The sequence below is a fragment of the Candidatus Cryptobacteroides sp. genome, from assembly GCF_056207615.1.
Genome location: NZ_JBAEER010000009.1, coordinates 1 through 23,376 on the forward strand (window position 1 = coordinate 1; position 23,376 = coordinate 23,376).

Annotated in this window: 15 protein-coding genes; 7 read left to right on the forward strand and 8 right to left on the reverse strand. The window is 52.2% G+C overall.

Going from position 1 to position 23,376, the window contains the following annotated elements; translation table 11 throughout:
* The first annotated feature begins 371 nt into the window (after positions 1-371).
* The 7 genes from AC06ND_RS00565 (at position 372) to AC06ND_RS00595 (ending at position 10,082) form a co-directional block, all read left to right on the forward strand.
* A complete protein-coding gene (locus tag AC06ND_RS00565; protein WP_475677049.1) occupies positions 372-2,912 on the forward strand; it encodes a TonB-dependent receptor plug domain-containing protein in 2,541 nt (846 codons plus the stop codon).
* A 165-nt stretch (positions 2,913-3,077) separates the two neighbouring features.
* Positions 3,078-4,865, forward strand: coding sequence for a proton-conducting transporter transmembrane domain-containing protein (locus tag AC06ND_RS00570; protein ID WP_475677050.1), 1,788 nt, complete (start codon positions 3,078-3,080; stop codon positions 4,863-4,865).
* 4 nt (positions 4,866-4,869) lie between these two features.
* Positions 4,870-5,775 (forward strand): respiratory chain complex I subunit 1 family protein, encoded by a 906-nt coding sequence (locus tag AC06ND_RS00575; RefSeq protein WP_475677051.1) that lies wholly within the window; start codon positions 4,870-4,872, stop codon positions 5,773-5,775.
* Between the two features lie 6 nt (positions 5,776-5,781).
* On the forward strand, positions 5,782-6,411 hold the full coding sequence (locus AC06ND_RS00580) for an NADH-quinone oxidoreductase subunit K (protein ID WP_475677052.1): 630 nt from the start codon (positions 5,782-5,784) through the stop codon (positions 6,409-6,411).
* Between the two features lie 5 nt (positions 6,412-6,416).
* On the forward strand, positions 6,417-7,838 hold the full coding sequence (locus tag AC06ND_RS00585) for a proton-conducting transporter transmembrane domain-containing protein (protein ID WP_475677053.1): 1,422 nt from the start codon (positions 6,417-6,419) through the stop codon (positions 7,836-7,838).
* 5 nt (positions 7,839-7,843) lie between these two features.
* A complete protein-coding gene (locus tag AC06ND_RS00590; protein WP_475677054.1) occupies positions 7,844-9,322 on the forward strand; it encodes a hydrogenase large subunit in 1,479 nt (492 codons plus the stop codon).
* A gap of 13 nt (positions 9,323-9,335) precedes the next feature.
* Positions 9,336-10,082, forward strand: coding sequence for an NADH-quinone oxidoreductase subunit B family protein (locus AC06ND_RS00595; RefSeq protein WP_475677055.1), 747 nt, complete (start codon positions 9,336-9,338; stop codon positions 10,080-10,082).
* A gap of 120 nt (positions 10,083-10,202) precedes the next feature.
* Here AC06ND_RS00595 and AC06ND_RS00600 read toward each other — a convergent pair whose 3' ends face one another.
* The 8 genes from AC06ND_RS00600 to AC06ND_RS00635 all read right to left on the reverse strand — a co-directional run bounded on the left by AC06ND_RS00600 (position 10,203) and on the right by AC06ND_RS00635 (position 23,308).
* Positions 10,203-10,922: an SDR family NAD(P)-dependent oxidoreductase gene (locus AC06ND_RS00600; protein ID WP_475677056.1), complete on the reverse strand. Its 720-nt coding sequence runs from the start codon at positions 10,920-10,922 to the stop codon at positions 10,203-10,205.
* Positions 10,923-10,931: 9 nt separating this feature from the next.
* On the reverse strand, positions 10,932-11,789 hold the full coding sequence (locus AC06ND_RS00605) for a transporter substrate-binding domain-containing protein (RefSeq protein ID WP_475677057.1): 858 nt from the start codon (positions 11,787-11,789) through the stop codon (positions 10,932-10,934).
* A 15-nt stretch (positions 11,790-11,804) separates the two neighbouring features.
* The gene (locus tag AC06ND_RS00610; protein WP_475677058.1) at positions 11,805-14,063 is read right to left on the reverse strand and encodes a glycoside hydrolase family 3 C-terminal domain-containing protein; all 2,259 of its coding nucleotides are present in this window, start codon (positions 14,061-14,063) and stop codon (positions 11,805-11,807) included.
* A gap of 139 nt (positions 14,064-14,202) precedes the next feature.
* Complete coding sequence (locus AC06ND_RS00615) at positions 14,203-16,245, reverse strand: BACON domain-containing protein (protein ID WP_475677059.1); 2,043 nt, start codon at positions 16,243-16,245, stop codon at positions 14,203-14,205.
* 45 nt (positions 16,246-16,290) lie between these two features.
* Positions 16,291-17,877 carry a hypothetical protein gene (locus tag AC06ND_RS00620; RefSeq protein WP_475677060.1) on the reverse strand — a complete coding sequence of 529 codons (1,587 nt, stop codon included), beginning with the start codon at positions 17,875-17,877 and terminating at the stop codon, positions 16,291-16,293.
* Between the two features lie 7 nt (positions 17,878-17,884).
* Entirely contained in the window at positions 17,885-18,685 is an 801-nt protein-coding gene (locus AC06ND_RS00625; RefSeq protein ID WP_475677061.1) for a DUF4843 domain-containing protein, read from the reverse strand.
* Positions 18,686-18,697: 12 nt separating this feature from the next.
* Positions 18,698-20,209, reverse strand: coding sequence for a RagB/SusD family nutrient uptake outer membrane protein (locus tag AC06ND_RS00630; RefSeq protein ID WP_475677062.1), 1,512 nt, complete (start codon positions 20,207-20,209; stop codon positions 18,698-18,700).
* Positions 20,210-20,224: 15 nt separating this feature from the next.
* Positions 20,225-23,308 (reverse strand): SusC/RagA family TonB-linked outer membrane protein, encoded by a 3,084-nt coding sequence (locus AC06ND_RS00635; RefSeq protein WP_475677063.1) that lies wholly within the window; start codon positions 23,306-23,308, stop codon positions 20,225-20,227.
* Between the last annotated feature and the right edge of the window lie 68 nt (positions 23,309-23,376).

Sequence of the window (23,376 nt, forward strand, 5' to 3'; positions counted from 1 at the left end):
GTCAGACCAGATGTTTGCCGCCAGCTTCCTTCAGATTCCACCTCGTGATGGACACCTTTGCCTTTGGCTGTAACCTTCCCACTATCAGGGCGGTTTGGGGACTTTCACCCGTTAGAGTACGTTCGTGCTGGACGAACAATGGCACGAACGACAAAAACAAGGCTTTTTTTGTCGTTCGTGACGTGATTTCAGTTGTTTTCTGCTGTTTTGCGGCCGCGAACTCCAAAAATCAGCTGTTTTTTGGAGTTCGTGCCAGTGAATACAGTTTGCTGGCAGCAAATACGAGCAAGAACCATTTCTTCGGATCTATCATTATATTTGTAACAAATTCCAATTTGAATTTACTAACCACGATCAGAAGAAACCAAGATATGAAAAGAACACACATCATCGCGCCCCTCGTGCTCGCTTGTGCTTTGTCGACGAACTCCCACGCCCAGGAAATCAGCCGAAGCGACAGTCTCTCTGCAGCAATCTCATCCGTGAAGGGAGAGGAAATCTGGGATCTTTCGGCGTCGGACCCAATCAAGGCCCTGGCTGGAAAGATGACGGGAGTTTTAGTACTCAACACTTCCGGAGAGCCAGGAGTCGCTTCCGGCCTCAAGGTAAGAGGATTCTCTGCCATGATGAATAACATCAGCCCGCTCATCATAGTGGATGGTCTCAGGGTGCATGATGTCCAGTACCTTGCTCCGGAGATGATTGAGTCCATCGAAGTGATCAAGGACGCAGTAGCAGTCGGTTTATACGGCGTAGAAGCAAGGGAAGGTGCCCTTATCATCCAGACAAGGAAAGGTCACGCCGGCAAAGGCCATGTATTCTACCGAAACGAGTTCGCAGTGGCAAGTATCGCCCACAAACCTAAGATGATGAACGCAAACGACTACCTTGACTACGTTGATGCCTTGGGTTCAGAATCATTCAAGAATCTGATTTTAGCGCAATACAAAGGCGAGGACACAGACTGGATATCTGAAGTATTCAGGCCAAGCTGGAACATGCGCCACACTGTCGGCGTCCAGGGAGGCAATGATCGTGGCGGGTATTTTGCCAGCTTCAGCAGTTATTCCAACGACGGAATTTTCGTCGGAAAATACGACCGTTTCAGTAGAATCTCCGGTCAGATAAACGGTTCATACCGAGTTGCCCCATGGCTTGTCCTAGCCACGAACAATTCTCTGGAAACACACAATGGTGGAACCATAATGTCGACTTACGATATCGGATCTCCGATAATGTCAGCCCTTATATCACCTCCTACATCTCCGGTATTCGTCGACAAGAACGGTCTTGACGACTATCAGAAGGAGGCGTTGGCTCTCGGATATAATGTCATCATGGATCCTGAAACTGGACTATACCTTGCCAATCGTCCTGTATATCCCTTACACCCTCTAGCTATGAGGAACTATCCCGAAAGAACTTACAAGAACAGCTCTTTCAGAGGGTCGGCTTCCGCTGTCTTTACGCCTTTGAAAGGCTTTGACATCACCTCGAGATTCGGTTACGCGTTTGATAAAGGCTACTCGACGACTATGACGCGACCATACTTCTATGGAGATCGTAATCATCCGGTCGAAAATGAAACTACTGCTGAGTACGACGACACTCACCTGCAGGGCGAGTTGATCGCCTCATACGACCGAACATTCGGAAAGCATGGTATTGACATCAATGGCGGTGCAATGTATCTGGGATATGGCAAGGATAACGGACAGCAGCTTTCTTATTTCGGCCATCTCGGATACACCTTCGACGGACGATATTCGCTTTCCGGCAGCGTCAACGCAACATCATATGGGAAAAAGTCGTTCTATAAGAAGACTCCTATCGCCTATTCAGTCGCCGCAAGTGCAAGAATCATTGATGAGCTCTCACTTCGAGCAACATGGGGACAGTCAAAGTATTTTCCTTACCCAAAAGAGATGAGTATATTCAATAAAGGTCTGTTTAGTGTCGGCAACACATCCAGTCTTAATGTCGGCGCATTAACTCATCTGCTTGGCGGAAAGCTGACAGGTTCACTTGATTTTTTCAGAAACACTGACACGACAACAGGCATCGAAGCATTAGCTGATTCTCATCATGAATGTGGCACAGTAATCAACACCGGCATCGAGTTTTCCATGTCCATGTCCGACACAATAGGAGATTTCCACTATTCTGTATCTGCTAATATTTCTTACCTGAGGAACAGGCTCAAGGCCCTCGAAAAAGGACTTGCTGGAATCAGACACGAAACGGAAAGTTATCTTACGGAAACCCCATATTGGTACATCAGCGTCGGTGAGCCAATCTGGTACATCAAAGGTCTCAAGGCCCAGGGAATCGACCCACAGACAGGAGAAGTAAGCTACTATGAAAGTGGCGAGTATCCTGGAAGCCACAACATTATAGATGATGGAGTGAACATTGGTTCCGGAATCCCTGACTTCACATTCGGACTCAACATAAATCTTGGCTATAAGGGTTTCGATCTGTCCATCGTCGGATCCGGAGTCGCCGGAAACCAGATTTATTCCTCTCTCTGGTCATCGTTCAGGTACGGACAGAATAACTATAAACGTGTCTGGGATGGAATTTGGAAGCAGCCAGGAGACAATGCGAAATTCCCATCACTTCGTGCTGCAACGAAAGAGGACGCAATTCAGTCATCCCTATATGTCTGGAAAGGCTCATATTTCAAGATCAGACAGATACAGCTCGGATATACCCTCCCGGAGAAACTCATGAAGAAAGTATGGGTGAAGCAGTTGAGACTCTATGCTTCCCTCGACAACTTCCTCTGCCTCACAAATTATCCTGGAATAGATCCTGAGACGACGATCACCTCAGACCACACCATCGGTTTTGACGGAGGAGCGTACCCTAATCCCAAGCAGATTGCCTTCGGCCTCAATCTGACTTTCTGATAGACGGATCTGACTTTTGCAATGCCAGAATTCGAAACGCTGCCGATGATTATCAGGAATTCCGGCTCGTAACTGTCGGCTCATCCCATCACTCCCCCCGCAGGAGATTTTGTTATGAAATCTCCGATATTTTTATACCTTTGCGCCCGCATTAAAGACATTAAGATGAAAGTATTTCTATCATCCTTGTTTTCTCAGAATCAGAACGGTCTTTCGCTCTGGTTCATGGCCATCTTCACCATCGTCTTCGCCTGCGGAGCGATCTACGGACGTGGCTACATGAAGCACTACAGCGGCAGGCCACTGAGGAACACTCTCCACTGGATCAACTATGCGATCGCATACGTATCCATGATGACCTTGTGCGTCGTGGAGGACTCGATTGCGTTCCTCGTCAGCTGGGAAATCATGGCACTCAGTTCGTTCTTCCTCGTAATCTACGAGAGCGAGAAGCCGGAAACCATCAAGGCCGGCATCAATTTCTTCATCCAGTCGCACATCTCGGTGGTTCTTCTCACCGCCGGCTTCATGATGATCGCGGCAAAGACAGGATCATACTCATTCTCCGCCATCCCGCGCTACTGCATGCAGGGTAACGGAATGACAGCGTTCCTCCTCCTCTTTGCCGGATTCGCAGTAAAGGCTGGATTCGTTCCTTTCCATACATGGCTCCCATACGCCCATCCTGCCGCACCTGCGCACATCTCCGGCGTGATGTCAGGAGTCATCATCAAGATCGGTATCTTCGGCATCCTCAGGATGATCACATGGTTCAGCATTGACTTCGTGACCGCAGGTGCCATCATCCTCACCGTCTCTGCGATTTCCGGACTCTACGGCGTGATGATGGCCATCCTCCAGCACAACCTCAAGAAGCTGCTTGCATACCACAGTATCGAGAACATCGGTATCATCGGCATGGGCATAGGACTCGGCTGCATCGGTGCCGGCAGCGGCAACACCGTACTCGCGAGCCTCGGCTTCGCTGGCGCCCTGCTCCACACTCTCAACCATGCTCTCTTCGAGTCCGTGCTGTTCTTCTGCTCGGGCAATGTATACCACGGCACCCACACCCTCGACATCGAGAAGCTCGGCGGTCTCGCCAGGAAGATGCCATGGACCGCAGCGCTCTTCCTCATCGCATCGATCGCGATCTGCGGCCTTCCGCCTATGAACGGATTCATCTCCGAATTCCTCATCTACAGCGGCCTCTTCGGATGGATGCAGGGAGCTGAGCCAGGCGTCACTACCGGTGCGGTATTCTCCATCCTCTCGCTCGTGATGATCGGCGGACTCGCAATCCTTTGCTTCACCAAGGCGTTCGGAATCATCTTCCTCGGCAGTCCCAGAACCGAGATCGACGCACATGAGATGGAACCTTGCCGCATCGTTCCGCTCGTCATCGAGGCGCTCATCATGTTCTCGATCGGTATCTGCCCATCCTTCTACACCAAGCTTGCCGGCAGCGCACTGGAGTGCTTCCCATACACGAGCAGCACCGCCCTCGCATCGACAGCAGACCTCAGCTTCGTAGGACTTGCAGGACTCATCTTCATCATCCTCGCAGGACTCATCTACACTGCGAAGAGCAGGCACAACACAAGACATCAGGTCAGCGAAGGACCTACCTGGGGCTGCGGCTACACCGAGGGCACACCTCGTATCCAGTACACAGCCACCTCATTCGTGAAGACCTACGTCCAGCTCTTCTCATTCGTACTCGGAAACAAGAAGGAGCAGGAGCTCCCTAAGGACATCTTCCCTGTTTCCGGCCACTTCGAGTCCGAGTCTTACGACAAGCTCGAGAGCAACTTCATCGACAAGCCGCTCAGCGCATACCGCAAGTTCACCGACCGCTTCTCATTCCTGCAGAACGGTAAGATGCAGTACTATGTACTCTACGGCGTCATCTTCATCGTATTCACGCTTATCATAAGCTTTATCCTCAATTAGCGCCATGACAAGTCTGATACTCATCCTAATCTCAGCGCTCTTCTTCAACGGCATCATCGGCCGCGTAAAGAGCATCAGTGCCGGCAGAAAAGGTCCCGGCATCATGCAGCCTATCAAGGACGTCATCCGACTCTTCCGCAAGGGTGCAGTCTACAGCGAGGTCACCGGTCCTGTATTCAAGGCCGCACCTGCTGTCTATCTCGCATCCGTGCTCGTCGCATGTCTCTGCATACCATTCGGCAACAAGCCAGGTCTCATCAGCTTCAACGGCGACTTCGTATTCTTCGCCTATGCGCTCGCGCTCGGCAAGTTCTTCTGCATCATCGGTGCGCTGGACACCGGTTCGAGCTTCGAAGGCATGGGTGCCTCTCGTGAGGCTACCTACTCCATGCTCGCAGAGCCTGCATTCTTCCTCATCATGGGTTCACTCGCGCTCATGACCGGAAACAGCTCGTTCCAGAGCATCTTTGCCGAGCTCCATCCTAGCAGCCCTATGAGCTGGGCTCTTGCTGTCATCGCAGCATTCATCTTCCTCGTCCTCGCGATGGTCGAGAACAGCCGAATGCCGGTAGATGATCCCAAGACCCACCTTGAGCTTACCATGATCCATGAGGTCATGGTACTCGACAACAGCGGCATCGACCTCGGTCTCATCTTCGTGACCGGCTACCTCAAGTTCGCCATGTACGCGGCGCTCATCGCAAACCTCTTCATCGGAAGCATTCCGGTTGGATTCGGAATTCCTGTATTCCTCGCGGTGCAGGCGCTCAGCGCAGTCATAATCGGCATCAACGAGTCGTTCACCGCGCGTTACAGGATGAACCACAATCCTCAGTTCATATTCACACTGGCATGCATCGCACTCCTCGCCGTCTTCGGCGTGATGCTCATGTCCGGACAACTTGTATAGTGAGCCATGCTGGAAACATTCATCATCATATTCCTCGCCACCCTCTTCTACCTGGCCATCGCCAACCGAATGAGGAACTACATCAAGATCCTGGTGTACCAAGGCGTACTGCTCTTCCTGGTGGCCGCATTCCACCTCAAGGAGTTCAACGTATTCAACCTTGTCGTCATCCTTCTCGAGACCATCGTATTCAAGGCCGTAGCGGTCCCATACTGCATCGAGAGGATCATACGTCACAACAACATCACCCGTGAGACCGAGCCATTCGTTCCGAACTTCGTTTCCCTGCTCATCACAGCTGGCATCGTCGTAGGCTCAATCCTCCTCTCCGGAAGCATCGACGACCTCATCCTCGACAAGTTCTTCTTCGTAGGAGCCATCTCGGCCATCTTCACCGGCCTTTACCTTATCGTATCGCGTCGTAAGATCCTCACCCATGTGGTCGGTTACTGCGTGATCGAGAACGGAGTATTCATCCTCTCGCTCGCCGTAGGTAACGAGATGCCTGCAATGGTCAACCTAGGTGTGATGCTCGATATCTTCGCATCCGTGTTCATTCTCGGAATATTCGCAAACAAGATCGGAGACGTATTTCATGACGTGGACATCGACTCTCTCAGCAAACTTAAAGACTAGAAGCCATGATTACAGCAATCTACCTCGCAGCAGTCGTCTGCATCGTCGTGGCTCTGGCCTTCAGCCGCTCGAGAGCCCTCTCCACCGTACTCGGAGTCCTTTTCCTCGGACTTCAGGTCATGATCACAGTGAACGGAATGATGAATCCTGGCACCACCGAGCTCAGCTACTTCAGCTATGATTCACTCGGACTCATACTCCTTCTGGTGCTCAGCATCATCAGCATTCCTGCGATGATCCACAGCCATATCTACCTCACCAAGCCGCTCGCATCGCCGTCCAGCGCAGCTGCGTACAACGCATCCTTCGTGCTGCTCATCGCTGCGATGACCATGGGCTACCTCGCGAACCACGCTGCCGTGACCTGGATCTTCACCGAGATCACGACCCTCAGTGCCGCGATGCTCATCTACCACCACCGCAGCAAGCTCGCGCTTGAAGCAACATGGAAGTATGTCTTCGTATGCGCAATCAGCATCTGCTTCGTGTTCGTAGGCATACTCCTAATCAGCCTCGCGCTTCTTCACGACGGCTGCTCTGAGCTCTTCTACTCGGATCTGATGGCCCACAAGGCCACTCTGAACAGCTTCTGGATGAAGCTCGGCTTCCTCTTCATCTTCGCCGGATATACTGCGAAGCTCGGCCTCTTCCCTATGTTCACAGCCGGCGTCGATGCGAAGGACAAGGCCCCAGCTCCTGCGGGCGCACTCCTCGCCAGCGCACTGATGAATCTCGGATTCTGCGGAATCTTCAGGGTATATGCAGCCATCAGCGGAACTCCTGTCGGCAGCTGGGCACGCATGGTGATGCTCGTATCTGCGCTCATCACTCTCTTCATCGCGACCATCTATATGGCCAGGATAAGCAACGTCAAGCGTATGCTCGCCTACTCGGGAATCGAGCACATGTCGGTCGTGACCCTGGGTCTGTGCTTCGGCAAGGCCGGTTTCATGGCAGCAATGCTCCATATCGTGATGCACACCTTCGTGAAGTCCGGACTCTTCTTCCACTTCACCCAGCTCTACCGCACATATTCGAGCAAGATGATTGACGACATGGGTGACTATCTCAAGCTGAATCCGTTCGGCGCGCTCGTGCTCCTGCTCGGATTCGTGAGCATCACCGCCGTACCGCCATCAGGACTCTTCTTCAGCGAGCTCCTCGTCTTCAAGGCGATGATCGCAGAAGGCAGCTGGGTTATCTTCGTGCTCACTGCATTCCTGCTCACCGTGCTTCTCTGGGCATTTGCGAAGAGCATGTTCCGCATCATCTTCCTTCCTTCGGCAAAGCCAGTCGAGAAGATCAAGATCTCGGCGTGGGAATCACTCACCCAGCTCATCCTTTTCGTGCTTGCCGCATACATCGGCTTTAACCCGCCAGCGTTCCTTACCGACCTCATCGGACAGGCTGCTGCAATGATCCTGTAATGCCAATGAACAACAATATACTACACATAAGCAACGGAAGCTGCGTGAGCGTGGCGGAGATACCTGTTCTCAGCTACGACTGCTTCCGAGCTACAACCCTTGAGCTCATGAGCGATAAGGCAAGGCACTGTGTGAACTATTTCGCACATCCTTGCGGCGAAGGTCTCAGGCTCATGATGTGCATCGCGGATGACAGCGCGCACGACATCATCGTGTATTCCTGCGACGTTGAGAAGGGAGCGAGCCTCTCTTCTGCTGCCGCAGACTGCCTTGCGCTGGAGCGCTACGAGCGTGAGATCCATGAGAACTGGGGACTCGAATTCGAGGGCCATCCTTGGTACAAGCCGGTGCGCGATTTCATGCCTGATAAGTACAAGTTCTTCGAGATGGAAGGAGAAGAGCTCCACGAGGTCGGTGTCGGTCCTGTCCATGCCGGTGTCATCGAGCCTGGTCATTTCCGTTTCATCTGCAACGGTGAGGACGTGCTCCACCTCGAGATCCAGCTTGGCTGGCAGCATAGAGGAACAGAGCATCTCATGCTCGAGAAGAAGCGCCTGATCGAGCGCGTCCTTCTCGCAGAAGGAGTAGCAGGAGACACCGCCATTAGCCATTCTACCGCCTTTGCCACCGTATGGGAAAGCCTCTGCGGATACAAGCCGACCGAGGATGTTCTCTGGGCAAGGACCTTGGCTGCGGAACTCGAGCGCATGGCCAACCATACCGGCGACCTCGGTGCGATCTGCGGCGACGTGGCATACCAGCTCGGAGCAGCGGTCTACGGACGCCTCCGTACCCCAATCGTGAACTTCTCCCAGCGCTGGTGCGGCAACCGCCTCGGCAAGGGAAACGTCCGCCCAGCATACGCACCTTATGCATTCACAGAGGAACTCAAGAAGCAGCTTCTGAGCGACCTCGCAGCATACGAGCGCGACTTCCTCGAGATGTGCGACAAGATCCAGCACTTCCCTTCCGTGCTCTCCCGACTCGACCGTACCGGCGTCGTGACCACAGAGCAGGCCGAGTCCATCGGTGCTGTCGGAATGGCTGCAAAGTGCGCAGGTGTATGCCGTGACACACGTGCTTCGCATCCTTATGGCCTCTATGGCTCACTCCAGGTCAAGCCTGTTGTCAAGGAGACCGGAGACGTACTCGCACGCACGGAACTCCGTATCGACGAGGTCAAGCAGTCTCTGACCATCGTACGCGCCCTTCTCGAGGACATGCCTTCTTTCGACGGCAAGATGCGTTCAGCAGGAAGCCCTAAGGGCGAGTCTTTCGCAATCTCGCTCACCGAGGGTTGGCGCGGAGAGATTTGCCACTGTGCGATCACCGATGCTGACGGCGAACTCGTCGCATACAAGATCAAGGATCCTTCATTCCACAACTGGATGGCGCTTGCGCTCGCTGTGCGTGGAAACGAGATTTCCGACTTCCCTATCTGTAACAAAAGTTTCAACCTGTCCTATTGCGGACACGACCTTTAATCGATTTTAAGACATGTTCAATAGTCTCAAGATATTCTTCCATCAGGGCAAGCAGTTCATCCCTGACGTACGTACCGCAAAGGCACCAGGTGTATTTCGCGGACGCCCTGTGATATCAACGGAAAAGGTTGATGAGAAAGCATTGGCAGATGTGTGTCCAAGCGGAGCAATCGGAACCGCACCGGTCAGCATCGACCTCGGTAAGTGCCTCTTCTGCGGCGAGTGCGAAAGGTGCTTCCCCAACAAGGTCCATTTCACTGACGACACCCACCTTGCTACCAACGTGCGCGAAAGGCTCATAATCCGCGAAGGCGAGGACAAGCCTATCGAAGTGGACAAGGACGCTATACGTCCGGAGATTCGCAAGATCTTCCGTGGTTCGCTCAAGCTCAGGCAGGTCTCTGCAGGCGGTGACGGCAGCTGCGAGGCTGAGCTCAATGCGACCGGCAATGTGCAGTTCGATCTCGGCCGTTACGGTATCGAGTTCGCCGCTTCCCCTAGGCATGCTGACGGCGTGCTCATAACAGGCCCTATTTCGGCCAATATGGCCAAGGCACTGGAGTTGACCTACGAGGCTTGTCCAGAGCCCCGTATCGTCGTCCTGGACGGCACTGACGCCATCAGCGGCGGCATGTATGCAGGCTCCCCTGACCTTGACAGGTCCTTCCTCGACAGCCATGAGGTCGATCTCTTCATCCCAGGCAATCCTGCCCATCCTCTCACCGTAATCAACGGCATCCTTGACCTCACCCGTAAATAGCAGGTACGAGGATTGCGCGAAATAGAAACGGCGACCAGGTAAACCTGATCGCCGTTTCTATTTCCCACGCAGGCACTGGCACGAACTAAAGAAACCAGCAGAAAACTTGAGTACGCGGCGCTACTGATTAAGGATCCAGCCGTTGTCGCCGTGATAGATCATCTGGTGGGTCATACCGCCGTCGATGCAGATATTCTCGCCGGTGATGAAGCCTGCCTTGTCAGAGCAAAGGAACAGCACCATGTTCGCGATATCCATGGGATTGCCCACACGCCCGGCGGGCTGCTGCGTTGCGTCTGGACCTTCATACACGGTATAGGCCGTATCGATCCATCCAGGAGAGATTGAGTTCACTCGCGCCTTGCCGGCAAGACTGACTGCAAGCGCGTGAGTAAGTGCTGCGATTCCGCCCTTCGCTGCCGTATAACTCTCGGTCTGAGGCATGCTCATGCGGTCGCGAGACGAGGTCATGTTTATGATAGAAGCATCCGGAGCCAAACTGTCCATGAAAAGCTTCACAAGATAGAAAGGAGCAGTCACACCGACGCTCATCGCATACTGGAACTCCTCGTAGGAGCACTCGTCGATTCCCTTCATCATAGGAATCGCATTGTTCACGATCACATCAATCTTGTCCACTTTCGCAAGAACAAAGCATCGGAACTCCTCGAGCACTTCCCTACTTGAGATGTCACCCTGATAGTAGATAACGCCGTCAGTCGCCACCTCCGGCAGGTCCTTATCGATCACGAAAACTGTTGCTCCCTGCTTCGTAAACTCTTCCGCAAGGCATCGTCCGATTCCCCTCGCACCTCCTGTGATTATTATATTCTTTGCCATAATTCAATGTTAAAATGCATAAACAAGCCCGTACTTGTCGTGAAGGGCCCGCAAGGAGCCATCGGCCTTCATCCTATCGATGAGCTCATTCACCGCCACCATCAGATCATCCTGTCCCTTTCTCATCAGAACCCCGATGAAAGAATGGGTAAACGGAGCAGCCAACATAGGTGCAGCAAGCAGCGAATCCCCTTTTATGTAATACGGAGCCTCCGTCACCTCGGTAATCATCACGTCCGCCTTTCCCTCGGCAATGAGGCCAGGAATCTCTTCGTTCCTAGGATGGACAGTGACCGAAGCATGAGTCAACCTGTCATGAGCAAACTGCTCATTCGTTCCACCTGGATTCACCATCACCCTCACATCAGGCCTATCTATATCCTCCAATGTCTGAAACCTGCCCTCGTCAGCCTTGCGACAAAGAATAGTCTTGCCATTGGCGAGATACCCCTCGCTCATGAGCATCACATCCTGACGCGCCTCAGTAATGGTAATCCCACCGATAGCCAAGTCAAAGAGCTGAGGCTCGGCAAGCACGTCCTCCGTGAGGTCTGGCCATGAGGTCCTGACAAAGCTGATTTCGACATCGAGAGCATGCGCGATAGCCTGCGCCAACTCAATACCGAATCCCCAATAGCTGCCATCGGGCTCCAAGAAAGTCAGAGGTCTATAGTCCCCCGTCGTACCCACCAGCAGAGTGCCCCTTTCCTTGATACGGGCAATGGTAGGAGTATCCTGATGCGCCTCGTCAGTTATGATGACAGCGACACGATACGCCCTATACAACCACACCCCGGCAACCCCCAGCAAGACGATTGCGACGATTGAGCACGATATGGCGAGCAGCCTTTTCCTGATGGAACCCATTTTCCGAAAAGAATATTAGATAGCCACCTGAGCCTTGAGACGGATGTCGTCGGAAGCGGAACCGAGCTGGAGCTCAATATTGCATGAGTCGAGATCCCACCCGCCGATGGCCTCATTCCAGTAACGGAGATCCTTCACCGGAATCTCGAGAGTCACGGTCTTGGTCTCGCCCGCTGCGAGGGTCACCCTCTCGAAAGCCTTGAGCTCCTTGTATGGGAACTCGACATTCGAATCGATCCTGTGCACATAGAGCTGTGCAACCTCATCTGCCTCCATCGAGCCCTCGTTGGTGAGGTCGAAGCTGACCTTGATGATATCATTCTTGCCATACTTGGACTTGTTGGCCTTGATGTTCGCATACTTGAAGGTCACGTAAGAAAGACCATGACCAAACGCGTAGAGACTCTTGACGTTCTTCGAATCGAACCACCTGTAACCGACATACATGCCCTCAGAATAGTATGCGTTCGGGTCCATGCGCTGCCTGTATCCAGCCTGACCCTGTACGTCCTGACGATACTGATTTCCGAAAAGGTCGCCGGCAACCTCCTCCTTCTGCGGGAAGTTGTCGAGCGCATAAGCAGGCGAATCCTGGAGCTTCACAGGGAATGTGAATGGAAGCTTGCCCGAAGGTGCGATGTTACCGAAGAGCACATCTCCGAGAGCATTACCACCCTCGAGACCGTTCCACCAGCCCTGCACGACTGCAGGAGAATATTCAACCACCTGCTGGAGGTCGCACGGACCACCGGAAATCACGACGGTGACGATATTCGAATTGACCTGCGCAAGTTCGGCGAGAATCTCATTCTGACCCAATGGAAGGTCGATATCCTTCCTGTCCGAACCCTCGGTCTCGATAGACTTGTTGGTACCGCAAAGGTAGATCACCAGGTCTGCGTCTCTTGCAACAACGAGCGCCTCTGCGAGCATCTCCGCGGTCGGAGCCTCGTTGATGTCGACAGCGACGGTTGGATCAGGTGCGTCGCCCGGTCTTCTGCGTCCGAACATGCCCTTGAAATCCTTGTATGCGGCCGCATATACGACCTCGGTGCCCTTCGGAGCCTTATTCTGTATACCCTGGAGAGGAGTCACCTCGTACGGAGCCTTCACGCCCGCGCCCATACCGCCGGACTGAGTCAGCGCAACGGCATTGCGACCGATGACCGCGATCTTCTTGACGTCCTTGCGGATTGGAAGAATACCGTCGTTCTTGAGGAGCACGATGGACTTCTGCGCAACTTCATACGCAATCCTGCGGCTCTCCGGCTGCGAAGCGATGGTACCAGGAAGGTCATGCTCGCCCTCCGGAATGCCCTTGATCGCATAGCGCACGCGAAGAATCTCCTTCGCCTTCTGGTCGATTACCTCCATCGGCACCTTACCCGCATTCACCGAGTCGATCAGCGCCGGTCCGAGATACCTGTCGCCCGTCATCTGCACATTGAGTCCATGCATAGCCGCGCCCATGGTAGAGTGCGTACCGCCCCAGTCAGACACGGTAAAGCCCTTGAATCCCCACTCGCCGCGGAGAATCTCGTTGTTCAGGTGCTCGTTCTCCGAGCAATAGTCACCATTGACCTTGTTGTACGCCGGCATCACCACCATCGCGCCACCGTCGACGATTGCTGCCTCGAAAGGCTTGAGGTAGATCTCGCGCATGGTCCTCTCATCCACGATGACGTTCACGCTGCCGCGGTTGGTCTCCTGGTTGTTGAGAGCGAAATGCTTGATACATGCCGCCGTTCCCATCTCCTGCACACCGAGCACATATCCGGTCGCGAGCTGCGCCGAAAGGAAAGGGTCCTCGGAAAGATACTCATACGAACGGCCTCCGACCGGAAGCCTCTGGATATTGATGGCAGGGCCGAGAATCACGTCCTTACCTCTCACGCGAGCCTCGGTACCCATTCCTGTTCCATACTTATATGCCAGTTCCTTCGACCATGTGGCAGCGAGAGCCGAGCCTGTTGGGAAATAGGTAGCCGAATCGGTCACCCAACCCGCAGGAGCAAAGCCGTTCGGAACGCCTTCCTCACGGATGCCGAAAGGTCCGTCTGCATACTGGATTGCGAGGATGCCCTGGCTTGGAACGCCCTCTGAGGACATATTGGTCTTGCTGTGAAACATCATCACCTTCTCTTCGAGGGACATCTTCGCGATGACCTCGTCGATGGCCTTGTCATTGGCGAGAAGCCTGTCCTGGAGAGTAGGCTGGGCGCAAGATACGAGCGCAACCAGCGCAGCCATAGGAGTAAATCTGGTCAGTTTCATGTGTTATCTCGTTATTTGGTAGTCGTAATCATACAAATTTACAACATTATATGGAAAGATAGCAACGGGGGTAGAAAAAGAGGCCGATCCATAAGATCGGCCTCTGGTATTAATCGAAAAAATGCAGAAGCATTTTCCATTAATATGTCCACTTCATACGGCTCTGCCAGCTGGTGTTAGCACTCTGGAGATAGTTGACAGTAGTAGCGAATGAACCAGTGAAATGATATCCCTCTGAGCCGTCAGCCTTGACGGTAGTGAGATCCATTGCAATCTGGGTTCCGTTGCCAGAGATAGTGACTGTACCCTCCTTGATATAGGTGATGGTACCGGTGTAGTTGTTGGTCACTGACCTGTAAGACTTGTTGTCGATGAATGCGAAGCAATCAACAGGCTTGCCATCCTCGTCAACAGGCTTCTCAACCATAGAGTATACACCGTCAGGAACTGGAGTGTTGCAGAAACGGTTTGCATAGTTCTTCTCGAATACCCACTCAGAAGCAGTCTGGAGAGGGATATATACCATGTACTCGTTGCTGACACCTGACCAGTAAAGGATGAATGTAGTACCACCCTCTGCATAGTAGTTCTCTGCAGCATAGCCGAGATAGTTAGCTGAAACGGCAGGAGCTACGAACACGTCGTCACCATCCTCTACTGCGCCAGTGTGGTTGTCGCTAATCTTGACGAGGATATCCTTGCACTCATACTTGTAAGACTGCTCTTCGCCATATTCGATATCCCAGTCCTCGTTATACCAGTAGCTGTTAACCTTGAAATCAAAGCTGATATCGTAGCGATCAGGCTCTGAACCCTCTGCGATGGTAACGGTACCACCGAGGACATCACCATAGTCCATCTCATAGTCACCCTTATAGTTCATGTAGATAGAGTTGCCGGTGAAAGAGTTGTAAGGATAGAGATTCTTACCGTTCTTTGAGTAGTGCTCAACGGTCTCAGGACCCTCTACGAACTCGAAAGTACCGAGAGGAAGCTTAGCGTTGGTGCAGCTCTTGTCACCGAAAAGCTTGATTGAGAGAGAATAGATATCATAGCCACCCTCAGCGACAGGTGCACTTGGGTAAAGAGTAATGCTGTACTGCTGTGCGCCGTTAGCGAAATGTGTCCAATAGTCACCATCGAAGTTAGCTGCAATCTTGACACGGTAGTTGTCGACGATCACCTCTGGCATTTCGCCGCTGTAGGTATAAGTACGAACGTTCTCGTGCTCGTCCATGAGAGCTGCAGAAACGGTAAGAACGCCGTCCTCTTCCTCGATTGCGATGAGACCGTCAGCTACAGGGATCTCCACATCACCCTCGCAGATGGTAGTGTAGTAGTCATCATTACCTGAATCGTTGAGAGAGAAGGTATTTGCGCTGTGATCGGCAGCTGCGTCAACATCATACTCACCGGCAAGTTCTCCCTTCTTCTCCACATTGACTGCGAGAACGACTTTACCCTTTGAAGTAGAGAATACGAGTGCATACTCCTCGAAAGAGTTAGGCTCATAGTCCTCGTAGTTGTAAGGTGCGATAGAATGGCCGAGATAGCGGACCTCATCGAGAACCATTGCATTGTCAGAAGGAGCCTGAGTGATAGCGTAGGTTGAAGAACCAGCCTCAGAGTTCACTACGAGATTTGCAGTACGTGGCTCGATGCTAGGGTTAGCAGCAACGCTGACGGTCACGGTCTTCTCTGCAGGAGCAGCCTTGGTAGCAACTACGGTGAGCCACTCAGCGTCAGACTCAGCTGTGAAAGTAGCATTGGTGTTGATAAGGAGACTGAGAGTCTGAGCCTCAGAGCTGATATTCATCTCTGAAGTAGCCTCGAAGACCTTGAGATAGCTCTGGTTCACGGTCCAGGTAGAAGTCTTGCTACCTGCAGTGAGGGTGAGTTTAGCTGAGCGGCTATCGAAAGTAGTGTTCTCGGCGATAGATACAGTCACTGTAGCATTACCTGCATTGCCTGAGTCAGGGGAAACGGTTACCCACTCTGCGCTGGAGCTCATCTTCCATGCAGTGTTGGTAGTGAAGGAAATTGTCTGCTGCTCAGCGAGTGAGCCGGCACTGATCGTAGCTGTAGAGAGCTGGAGCGAATCCTCGACAGCAGCAGGCTCTGGCTTACAGCTTACGAAAGCAACCGCAAGGGCTGCAAGAACGTAGAATCTTACGTTTTTCATAACTTTTGGGATTAGTTAATATAAAAAGTTGTTGAATATAAATTTCTATCTCATGGTCGTACAGATTGCCGTGATCTCGTTGAAGCCTCCATACACGCCATTGTCCACGAACGCGCTGAGCAAGCCAGTGGTTACGTTGTATGGTCGCAGGTAGAACCTGCCCTCGCCTGTCGACTCATCGTAGGTCACGATGACAAGCTGGAGCCTGTGGTACTTCAATGGGAACTGGTATGAGTTCGACTCCGAACTTGATGTCGGATACTGATGTGTTCCGAACCACGCCTGGCTGTACTGACGGAGCATAGTGACCTTCTCCCCCTTCGTACTTGGAGCCCAGGAGAGAGTCTTCACGGTCACAGTGCCAGAAGTCACCACGATAGAGTAGAGCTTGCTGCCGACAGAATAGAACACGACGTCTGCATTGTCGCAGAATTCGAAGCACTCCGCCTTGTCGATGTCCGGAGCATCCAGCGGCTGAAGAACTGGAGAAGCGCTGTCCACATCAACGATCAGGATCCAGTATTTACCGGCAGAATCCTTGAGGATGAAGCCTCCCTTCATCGCCTTGAGGTGGCCGGCCGCCACGCAGGTCTTGTCTGCAAGGAGCGCAGGGTCAGGCATCTTGTCGACGTCCATTGGGGTGAAGCTGCTGGTCGTGAGGCACCATCCCATGCAGAAGAATACGGTATGGAGCTCGTCATCATACACATATACCTTGCCCTGAAGTTCAGGGACAGACACGATATTTCCAGGCTTGAATGCATTTTCGAACGACCCCGGATATGTTAGCCTTGAGTACGAGATGTCGAGAAGATCCATACAGCCGTATGGAACTCCGCCATTGACGGAGATAGTTGAATATCCGCCGACGTTGTAAAGGTATGATGTTCCGAACTCGGTGACGTTCTTGGTATTGAAGAGCTCGGCATCGCTCCTGCTCACCCTATAGTTCAAAGGATCGAGTGCATAGATATGATCCTCGGTACCGACCATGATTGCGCTCTCGTTGAAATTGGACACCACAGATGCATTCAGGTTGGTGTAGCTGCGCGCGAGCAACGAAGTGACCTTTCCGTCGATACTCTTGTCATTTCCGAGAGAGAAAAGATTCCATGTGTAGCGCGGCACCTCCGAAGTGTAGCCGTAGGTTATGCTGGACTGGGCGACAAGCGCCAGTTCTGAGCTCTTTCCACCGTCCGCGGTATGAGCCACGAGTATGCCCTCTCCCAGCGAACTGGTGACATATACGGTCCATGACTTGATCTTCGAGTAACCGGACTGCTTGTTCGTTACGGTCAGCGAAAGGACATAAGGAATCGCAGAAGGGTTGTTCAGCACCCTGAACTCGAGTTCGTTGCTGTCTCCCATGAAAGCCCTGTTCCTATATGAACCCGGCTGCACATCCATCTCCCACATGTATTCCAGATCGTTGGCAGAAACGCCTTCCTGGGACACATCAACGGTAATCTTGAGAGTCTCGCCATAGGCATAGGTAAGAGTATCGCCCTGTACGGAAGGCACGAGCACGATATCCGGATAATCGAAAGTCGCAAAGGTGCTCTTATCGGCATAGCACGACGCCACGAGCACTGCAACCACGGTCAGACATAATATAGATAGTTTCCTTATCATCGTTCTGTTAGTGAATCAAGGTTGACTGAATTGTAGGGATTACCTGCGGCTTGATGCCGGTTCCGGTTTCCTGGGTATAGCTTGTGTAGATCTCGTAATCCGCACTGTGCATATATGGAGAATCAGGATTCTCCCTGTCATGCTTCCTCACGAAATCGAAGAACTCGGACTGTGCACCGTACCACCATGTGTTCACATGGTAGACAGTATTCTCGTCCTTCATCGCACCGCTGGAATAGCCAGCCCTTTCGATCTCTTCTCCGAAATATTCGTAGAGAAGCTCATGCAGGGCCTTGCTATAGCCTGTGCAGAAGAAATTGTACCACGCCTGTCTTGTGTACTGGTTATCCGGACGTACGAAATCTTTCGACCAAGTCACCTTGGCGCACTCTCTGTCCTTCACGCTGTGAGGGAAGTTCTCGTCCGGAAGTATCTCCATCGCAACGGTATGCGAAGGAGTCTCACTTGTAAGCCCCTGGACCTTGAGGACTATCTCACCCTCCATGGCACCGGCAGGGACCTTTGAGGAAATGATCTCGAAATCTCTTCCGAGCACGGCGTCGTTGTATGAGGAATCAGGTATCGCAACCTGGAACACCCTTTCATAATCGCATACCGGTCCGAAGACCTCGAGCGGAATTCTTATCTCCGGCTGAGGATCATTATTGCCCTTCAGGGAGAACTCGATAGAAGCCCTCTTGAAGAAGACGGCGGAATCCTTTACGTCATATACGGGAATCTCCTCCTGCTTGCAGGCAATGATTGACATAGCCGCGACGAGATATGATATAATATATCTTGCTTTCATCTGATACATGTTTTAGAGTTCCTGTTTTCTACCATAGTTGATCTCATCATCCGGATAAGGCAGGGTGAGTTCGCCCATAGTTTCAGGATTCGGCAATATATAAAATCGGTCGAGGACAAATGCCGAATAGATGTCTCTGATGTGCTCGAGCCTGTCGTGCTTGGTCCAGTAGAGGAACTGTCCCTCATTGAGGAACTCCCTTGCGTACTCGAGATTCAGTTCCATGAGCACGTCATAGCCCGAAGGTATATCTTCTGTTATGCCCCTGTGGGAGCGGACCTCATTGATAAGTTCCATTGCCTTTGCCTTGCTGCCGTTCCTCGCCTCGTTCTCAGCCATTATGTAGTACATCTCGGAAAGTCTGATCATTGGCATCAGATTTCTATACTTCGAATTGGATAGACTGAAGAGTTTACGGCAGACATAGCTGCCGTTCTGGTACTCGAGATAGAAAGCTGTACCTCTTACATCCTCCAGGCCGCTGGTCTCGAGAATCGGGAAAAGCTTGTACTCTACAATCTCCTTGGAGAAGTACATGGCTTCCGTTGCAGCACCGGTTGCGGAAGGAATGAGGAACCTAGAGACAATTGAATAGAGCTCATTGATCTCGAGAGTGAACAGATGCTCGCATGAGAAAGTGAGGTCCGCATTAGCGAGATTATGTCCGAAGCCCTGTGAAATCATATGGCTCGGATCGATCCACGAAACTGCTTTCGACTTCATAGCGCCATCGGCAGCAAGCTTCGCATAATACGCTGCGGTCTCGATGTCATCGTCCCACTGATAGATTCTCGCGAGCAAGCCATAGACTGCATAGAGATTGATATGAGACTTCCTGTTGTTCCAGTAGCCGGTCGCGTTCAGCGTAGTGCTGAAGTTCTCGGAAACCACACCAGTCACAGGGTCGTCAGCAAGCAGCTCCGCTGCCTCGAGAGCATCCTTAAGGAGAAGTTCCATAGTCTTCTCGCTGCTCTGCTGAGGGGTTACTATAGGGCTATAGGTAGTCACATAAGGAACCGCAAGCTTGGCTCCGTTGCTGCCGGTCATGCCGGGAGAACCGAAGAAACGTATAAGGTCAAGATGGTTGAAAGCCCTGAGAGCGAGAAGCTCACCCTTCACCCAGTTGTACTCAGACTTATTCATGAACAGAGACTCCTTGCCGTCTATGTTCTCGAGCGCCATGTTGATGTTCGCGATGGTGTTATAGTAAGCGAGCCAGATCTGTGAAGAGAGCTTCTTCACGTTGCTTGTATTGAACTCATGGTTCTGGACCTGAGACAGAGTAAGCGACGTGAAAGAATTATATGGATAGCAGAGGATGTCAATATGCTTCCATGTAGTATTGGAAGCATAGTTGTTCTCCTTACCCATATTGATATAGACACCGGACAGAGCGTCGAAGAAACCCTCACGGGAACTGAAGATCTCCTCGGCTTTGAACTGGGTCGATGAAGTCGCCTCAAGCCACTTGTCGCATGAGCAGGCGGCAAGAGCGATTGTCATGAATAAAAATATCTTCTTCATATTCAGTCCTCCCCTTTAGAATGTTGCAGTCACAGCAAAGGACAGAGTCCTCGCATATGGGTAGCTGGTTCCTCTCTCGATATGGATGGACGACCATGTGAAGAGGTCGTTGCCGTAGACACTGAGACGCAGGCGGGAGAGTTTTGCCTTGCGTATCATCGCATATGGGAATTCGTAGTAGAGCGATACCGACGAAAGGTTGAGCACGTCGTTCTTCTGCACGAATCGTGAGGTCGGCTTGGTGCTTCCGTCACCGCCCGCACCGTTCTTGTACTGTGCGATCTGGCCTGGCTCGAACCAGCGGTCGGAGAAGATCCTTCGGTCGACATTCTTCTCGAGGTTGGTATTCTCGACCATGGAGACAAGTGTCGAATTATACTTCTTTCCACCACCGTAGAAAGTGAATATCACGCTCGCGCCAATGCCCTTGATCTCCGAGTTGAAACCGAAGTTGCCGTTGAAAAGAGGGTCAGATGAACCATAGTTCACGAGGTTGGTTGCTTTCCATGTGTTGACAAGAGAGCCATCCTTGCTGACGAACACCTCCTTTCCGCTGATAGGATCGATACCGAGCGAAGGCACAACCCAGATCGAATGCAGAGGCATGTCATCGTAGTACTGGATCACAGGCATGTCGGATTTATTCTCCTCCGCCTGGGTGATCTGCTGATCGTTGAACGCCTTCATCGCATCGGAGAGTCTGAGTATCCTGTTGTCGTTGAGGGCGATCTTTGCGAGGAAGGTCAGGTATGAGTTCTTCTTCTGGAAGGCGGTGTAGTTGACCGAGAGTTCGACACCTTTATTGCGGATGAGACCGAGGTTGTCGCTCACCGATCCGAAGCCGGTAGAAGAAAGGAGCGTACGGTTGAACACGAGGTTCTTCGTGTCAGCAAGATAGAAGTCGGCAACGACATAGACATGGTCGGTACGGAAGTCGAGTCCGAGGTTGTAGTCCATCTTCTGCTCCCATCCAAGGTTAGGATTAGCCATTCCTGAGAGGTGCACACCAGTCTGGGAATTATAGAATCTGTCGCTGTAATAGATATACGAAGCGATCGAATTATTGGACATGAAATTCTGGTTACCCGAGCTTCCGAGCGAGAAGCGGAGCTTGAACTGCTTCATCCAATCCACATACTCGAGCCACCTCTCCTTGTGGAGGTTCCATGCAAGTCCGGCGCTCCAGAAGGTACCCCACTTGTTGTTCGTTCCGAACACCGATGATGCACTACCCTTCACTGTCGCATCGAGCATGTACCTGTCCGCGTAGGAATAACCGACTGTAAGGAGGAGTCCGAGGTTGCGGTTGAGTCCGTTGCTTCCGGTCGGAGTCTTGTCGAGAGTGTAGTCCCTCGCAAATATTATGTCCGACATCTTGTCGTTAGGGAAACCGCTCGCATAGTGAGTCACCTCGCCGTACTTGACCTGCGAGATGGTGTACTGAGCGGTAGCGAACACGTCATGGACCTCTGCGAATGAGTGGTTGAACTGGGCGCTCAAGTCGCCTGAGAAAGATGTGTAGGTACCGTTTGACTGCTCATAAGAGCCCTTGCGGAGAATCTCATCCTCTGTTTCATTCTCGTCGCTAGCCGAATAGAACTTCGAGTGCTTCGAAGGGTAGAACTCATCACTGCGGGTTGTCTTGGTGTCGATACCGGCCCTTGCAACGATCTTCAGCGGCTGGATAGGCATGTACTCGACATAGAAGTTGTCGGTGAAGTCGAGGTACGAGTTTGTGTTCACCACATTGAGAGATGCGTCGTAGAGCGGATTCGCAGTGACGTAGGTCTTGTTGGCCTTGATTTGGAATACGCGTACAAGATTGCCGTCCTCATCGTATGGGTTGTAGTACGGGTTCATCTCGGCGTAAGTCGAGAACTTGCCGTACGGAGACTCGCTGCTTCGCATGTGCGCAATGCTCATGATGTTGCGGAAAGTCCATCCCTTGTGCCTGTACGCAAGGTTCATGTCACCGCTGATGACCTTTCGCGAAGAGCCCTTCATCGCACCTTCGACATCGTTGTACGCGAAAGTGGTGAATGACTTGAGCTCCTTGTTGCCGAGCTCGACTGAGAGAGAGTGCTTGTTGCCGACACCGATGCGGAGCGGCTTCGAAAGCCAATATGTGCTCTCCCCTTCGAGGGCACGGCGGAGACGCTCATTGTAGATCTCGAGAGACTGCAGGTTCTCCTGGGTGCTTGCGCTCTTGGAGATATAGTAACCCTCTCGCCTCTCGACCTCGAGTTTCTCAAGCGCGTTACAGAGGTTGTAGCTGGAGAGGTCAGGCATCTCGAGAGAGACGTTTCCGGTATATGTGATCGCAGTCCTACCCGAATCGAGGGATTTGGTCTCGATGACGATGACGCCGTTACCACCCTTGGAACCATAGATGGCCTTCGCAGAAGCATCCTTGAGGATGGTGATGCTCTCGACACGGTTCATGTCCATATCCTGAATCTTCTCGGCAGTCGTCTCGAAACCGTCGAGGATGAACAGAGGCATGTTCGCATCGCTCACGAAATTGCTCTTGAGCGAGGTAGTCTCCATTCCGAGGGACGATGCACCACGAATCTGCATCGATGACATCGCATTAGGGTTGGAACCGCTCTCGAGGTTCTCGAGTATCATCAGGGACGGATCAAGATTCTTCAGGGACTCGAGCACGTTCTTCGTACCGACCTTCTTGAGCTCATCTGCACTGAGCGACTGCACAGCACCGGTGAAGCTGTCGGCCTTACGGGTGTAGATACCGGTAACGACGGTCTCCTGGATCATCTCCGCATCAGTCTCGAGGCGTACGACGGCACACTCCGCCAGAGCCACGTATCTGGTCTTGAATCCCAGCGACTCGAAAACGATTTCCTTGGTCTTCGAATTCACCTTGATGGTGTACTTTCCATCAGCGTCAGTGACTGTGCCCGAAGTGAGCTTTCCGGGCTCATACACTGCCACTCCTGGCACAGGAAGGTCGTCGTCATCGATCACGATGCCGCTTACACTTGACTGGGCTGAAGCAGGTAGCGAATTAAAGATTGTAATTAAAGCCACAAACAAACCGACAAATAGTCGATTCCTTACGGCCAATCGATAAATATTCATAAGTACTTATTTAGTCTACAATGTCCTTTGACACTGCAATTTAGCAATTTCTAATTATTTTTAATAAT

Coding starts and splice junctions, on each gene's coding strand:
- AC06ND_RS00610 (WP_475677058.1), bottom strand. CDS start 14,063: ATGAAACTGACCAGATTTACTCCTATGGCTGCGCTGGTTGCGCTCGTA.
- AC06ND_RS00600 (WP_475677056.1), bottom strand. CDS start 10,922: ATGGCAAAGAATATAATAATCACAGGAGGTGCGAGGGGAATCGGACGA.
- AC06ND_RS00570 (WP_475677050.1), top strand. CDS start 3,078: ATGAAAGTATTTCTATCATCCTTGTTTTCTCAGAATCAGAACGGTCTT.
- AC06ND_RS00635 (WP_475677063.1), bottom strand. CDS start 23,308: ATGAATATTTATCGATTGGCCGTAAGGAATCGACTATTTGTCGGTTTG.
- AC06ND_RS00575 (WP_475677051.1), top strand. CDS start 4,870: ATGACAAGTCTGATACTCATCCTAATCTCAGCGCTCTTCTTCAACGGC.
- AC06ND_RS00625 (WP_475677061.1), bottom strand. CDS start 18,685: ATGAAAGCAAGATATATTATATCATATCTCGTCGCGGCTATGTCAATC.
- AC06ND_RS00590 (WP_475677054.1), top strand. CDS start 7,844: ATGAACAACAATATACTACACATAAGCAACGGAAGCTGCGTGAGCGTG.
- AC06ND_RS00595 (WP_475677055.1), top strand. CDS start 9,336: ATGTTCAATAGTCTCAAGATATTCTTCCATCAGGGCAAGCAGTTCATC.
- AC06ND_RS00580 (WP_475677052.1), top strand. CDS start 5,782: ATGCTGGAAACATTCATCATCATATTCCTCGCCACCCTCTTCTACCTG.
- AC06ND_RS00630 (WP_475677062.1), bottom strand. CDS start 20,209: ATGAAGAAGATATTTTTATTCATGACAATCGCTCTTGCCGCCTGCTCA.
- AC06ND_RS00585 (WP_475677053.1), top strand. CDS start 6,417: ATGATTACAGCAATCTACCTCGCAGCAGTCGTCTGCATCGTCGTGGCT.
- AC06ND_RS00565 (WP_475677049.1), top strand. CDS start 372: ATGAAAAGAACACACATCATCGCGCCCCTCGTGCTCGCTTGTGCTTTG.
- AC06ND_RS00620 (WP_475677060.1), bottom strand. CDS start 17,877: ATGATAAGGAAACTATCTATATTATGTCTGACCGTGGTTGCAGTGCTC.
- AC06ND_RS00605 (WP_475677057.1), bottom strand. CDS start 11,789: ATGGGTTCCATCAGGAAAAGGCTGCTCGCCATATCGTGCTCAATCGTC.
- AC06ND_RS00615 (WP_475677059.1), bottom strand. CDS start 16,245: ATGAAAAACGTAAGATTCTACGTTCTTGCAGCCCTTGCGGTTGCTTTC.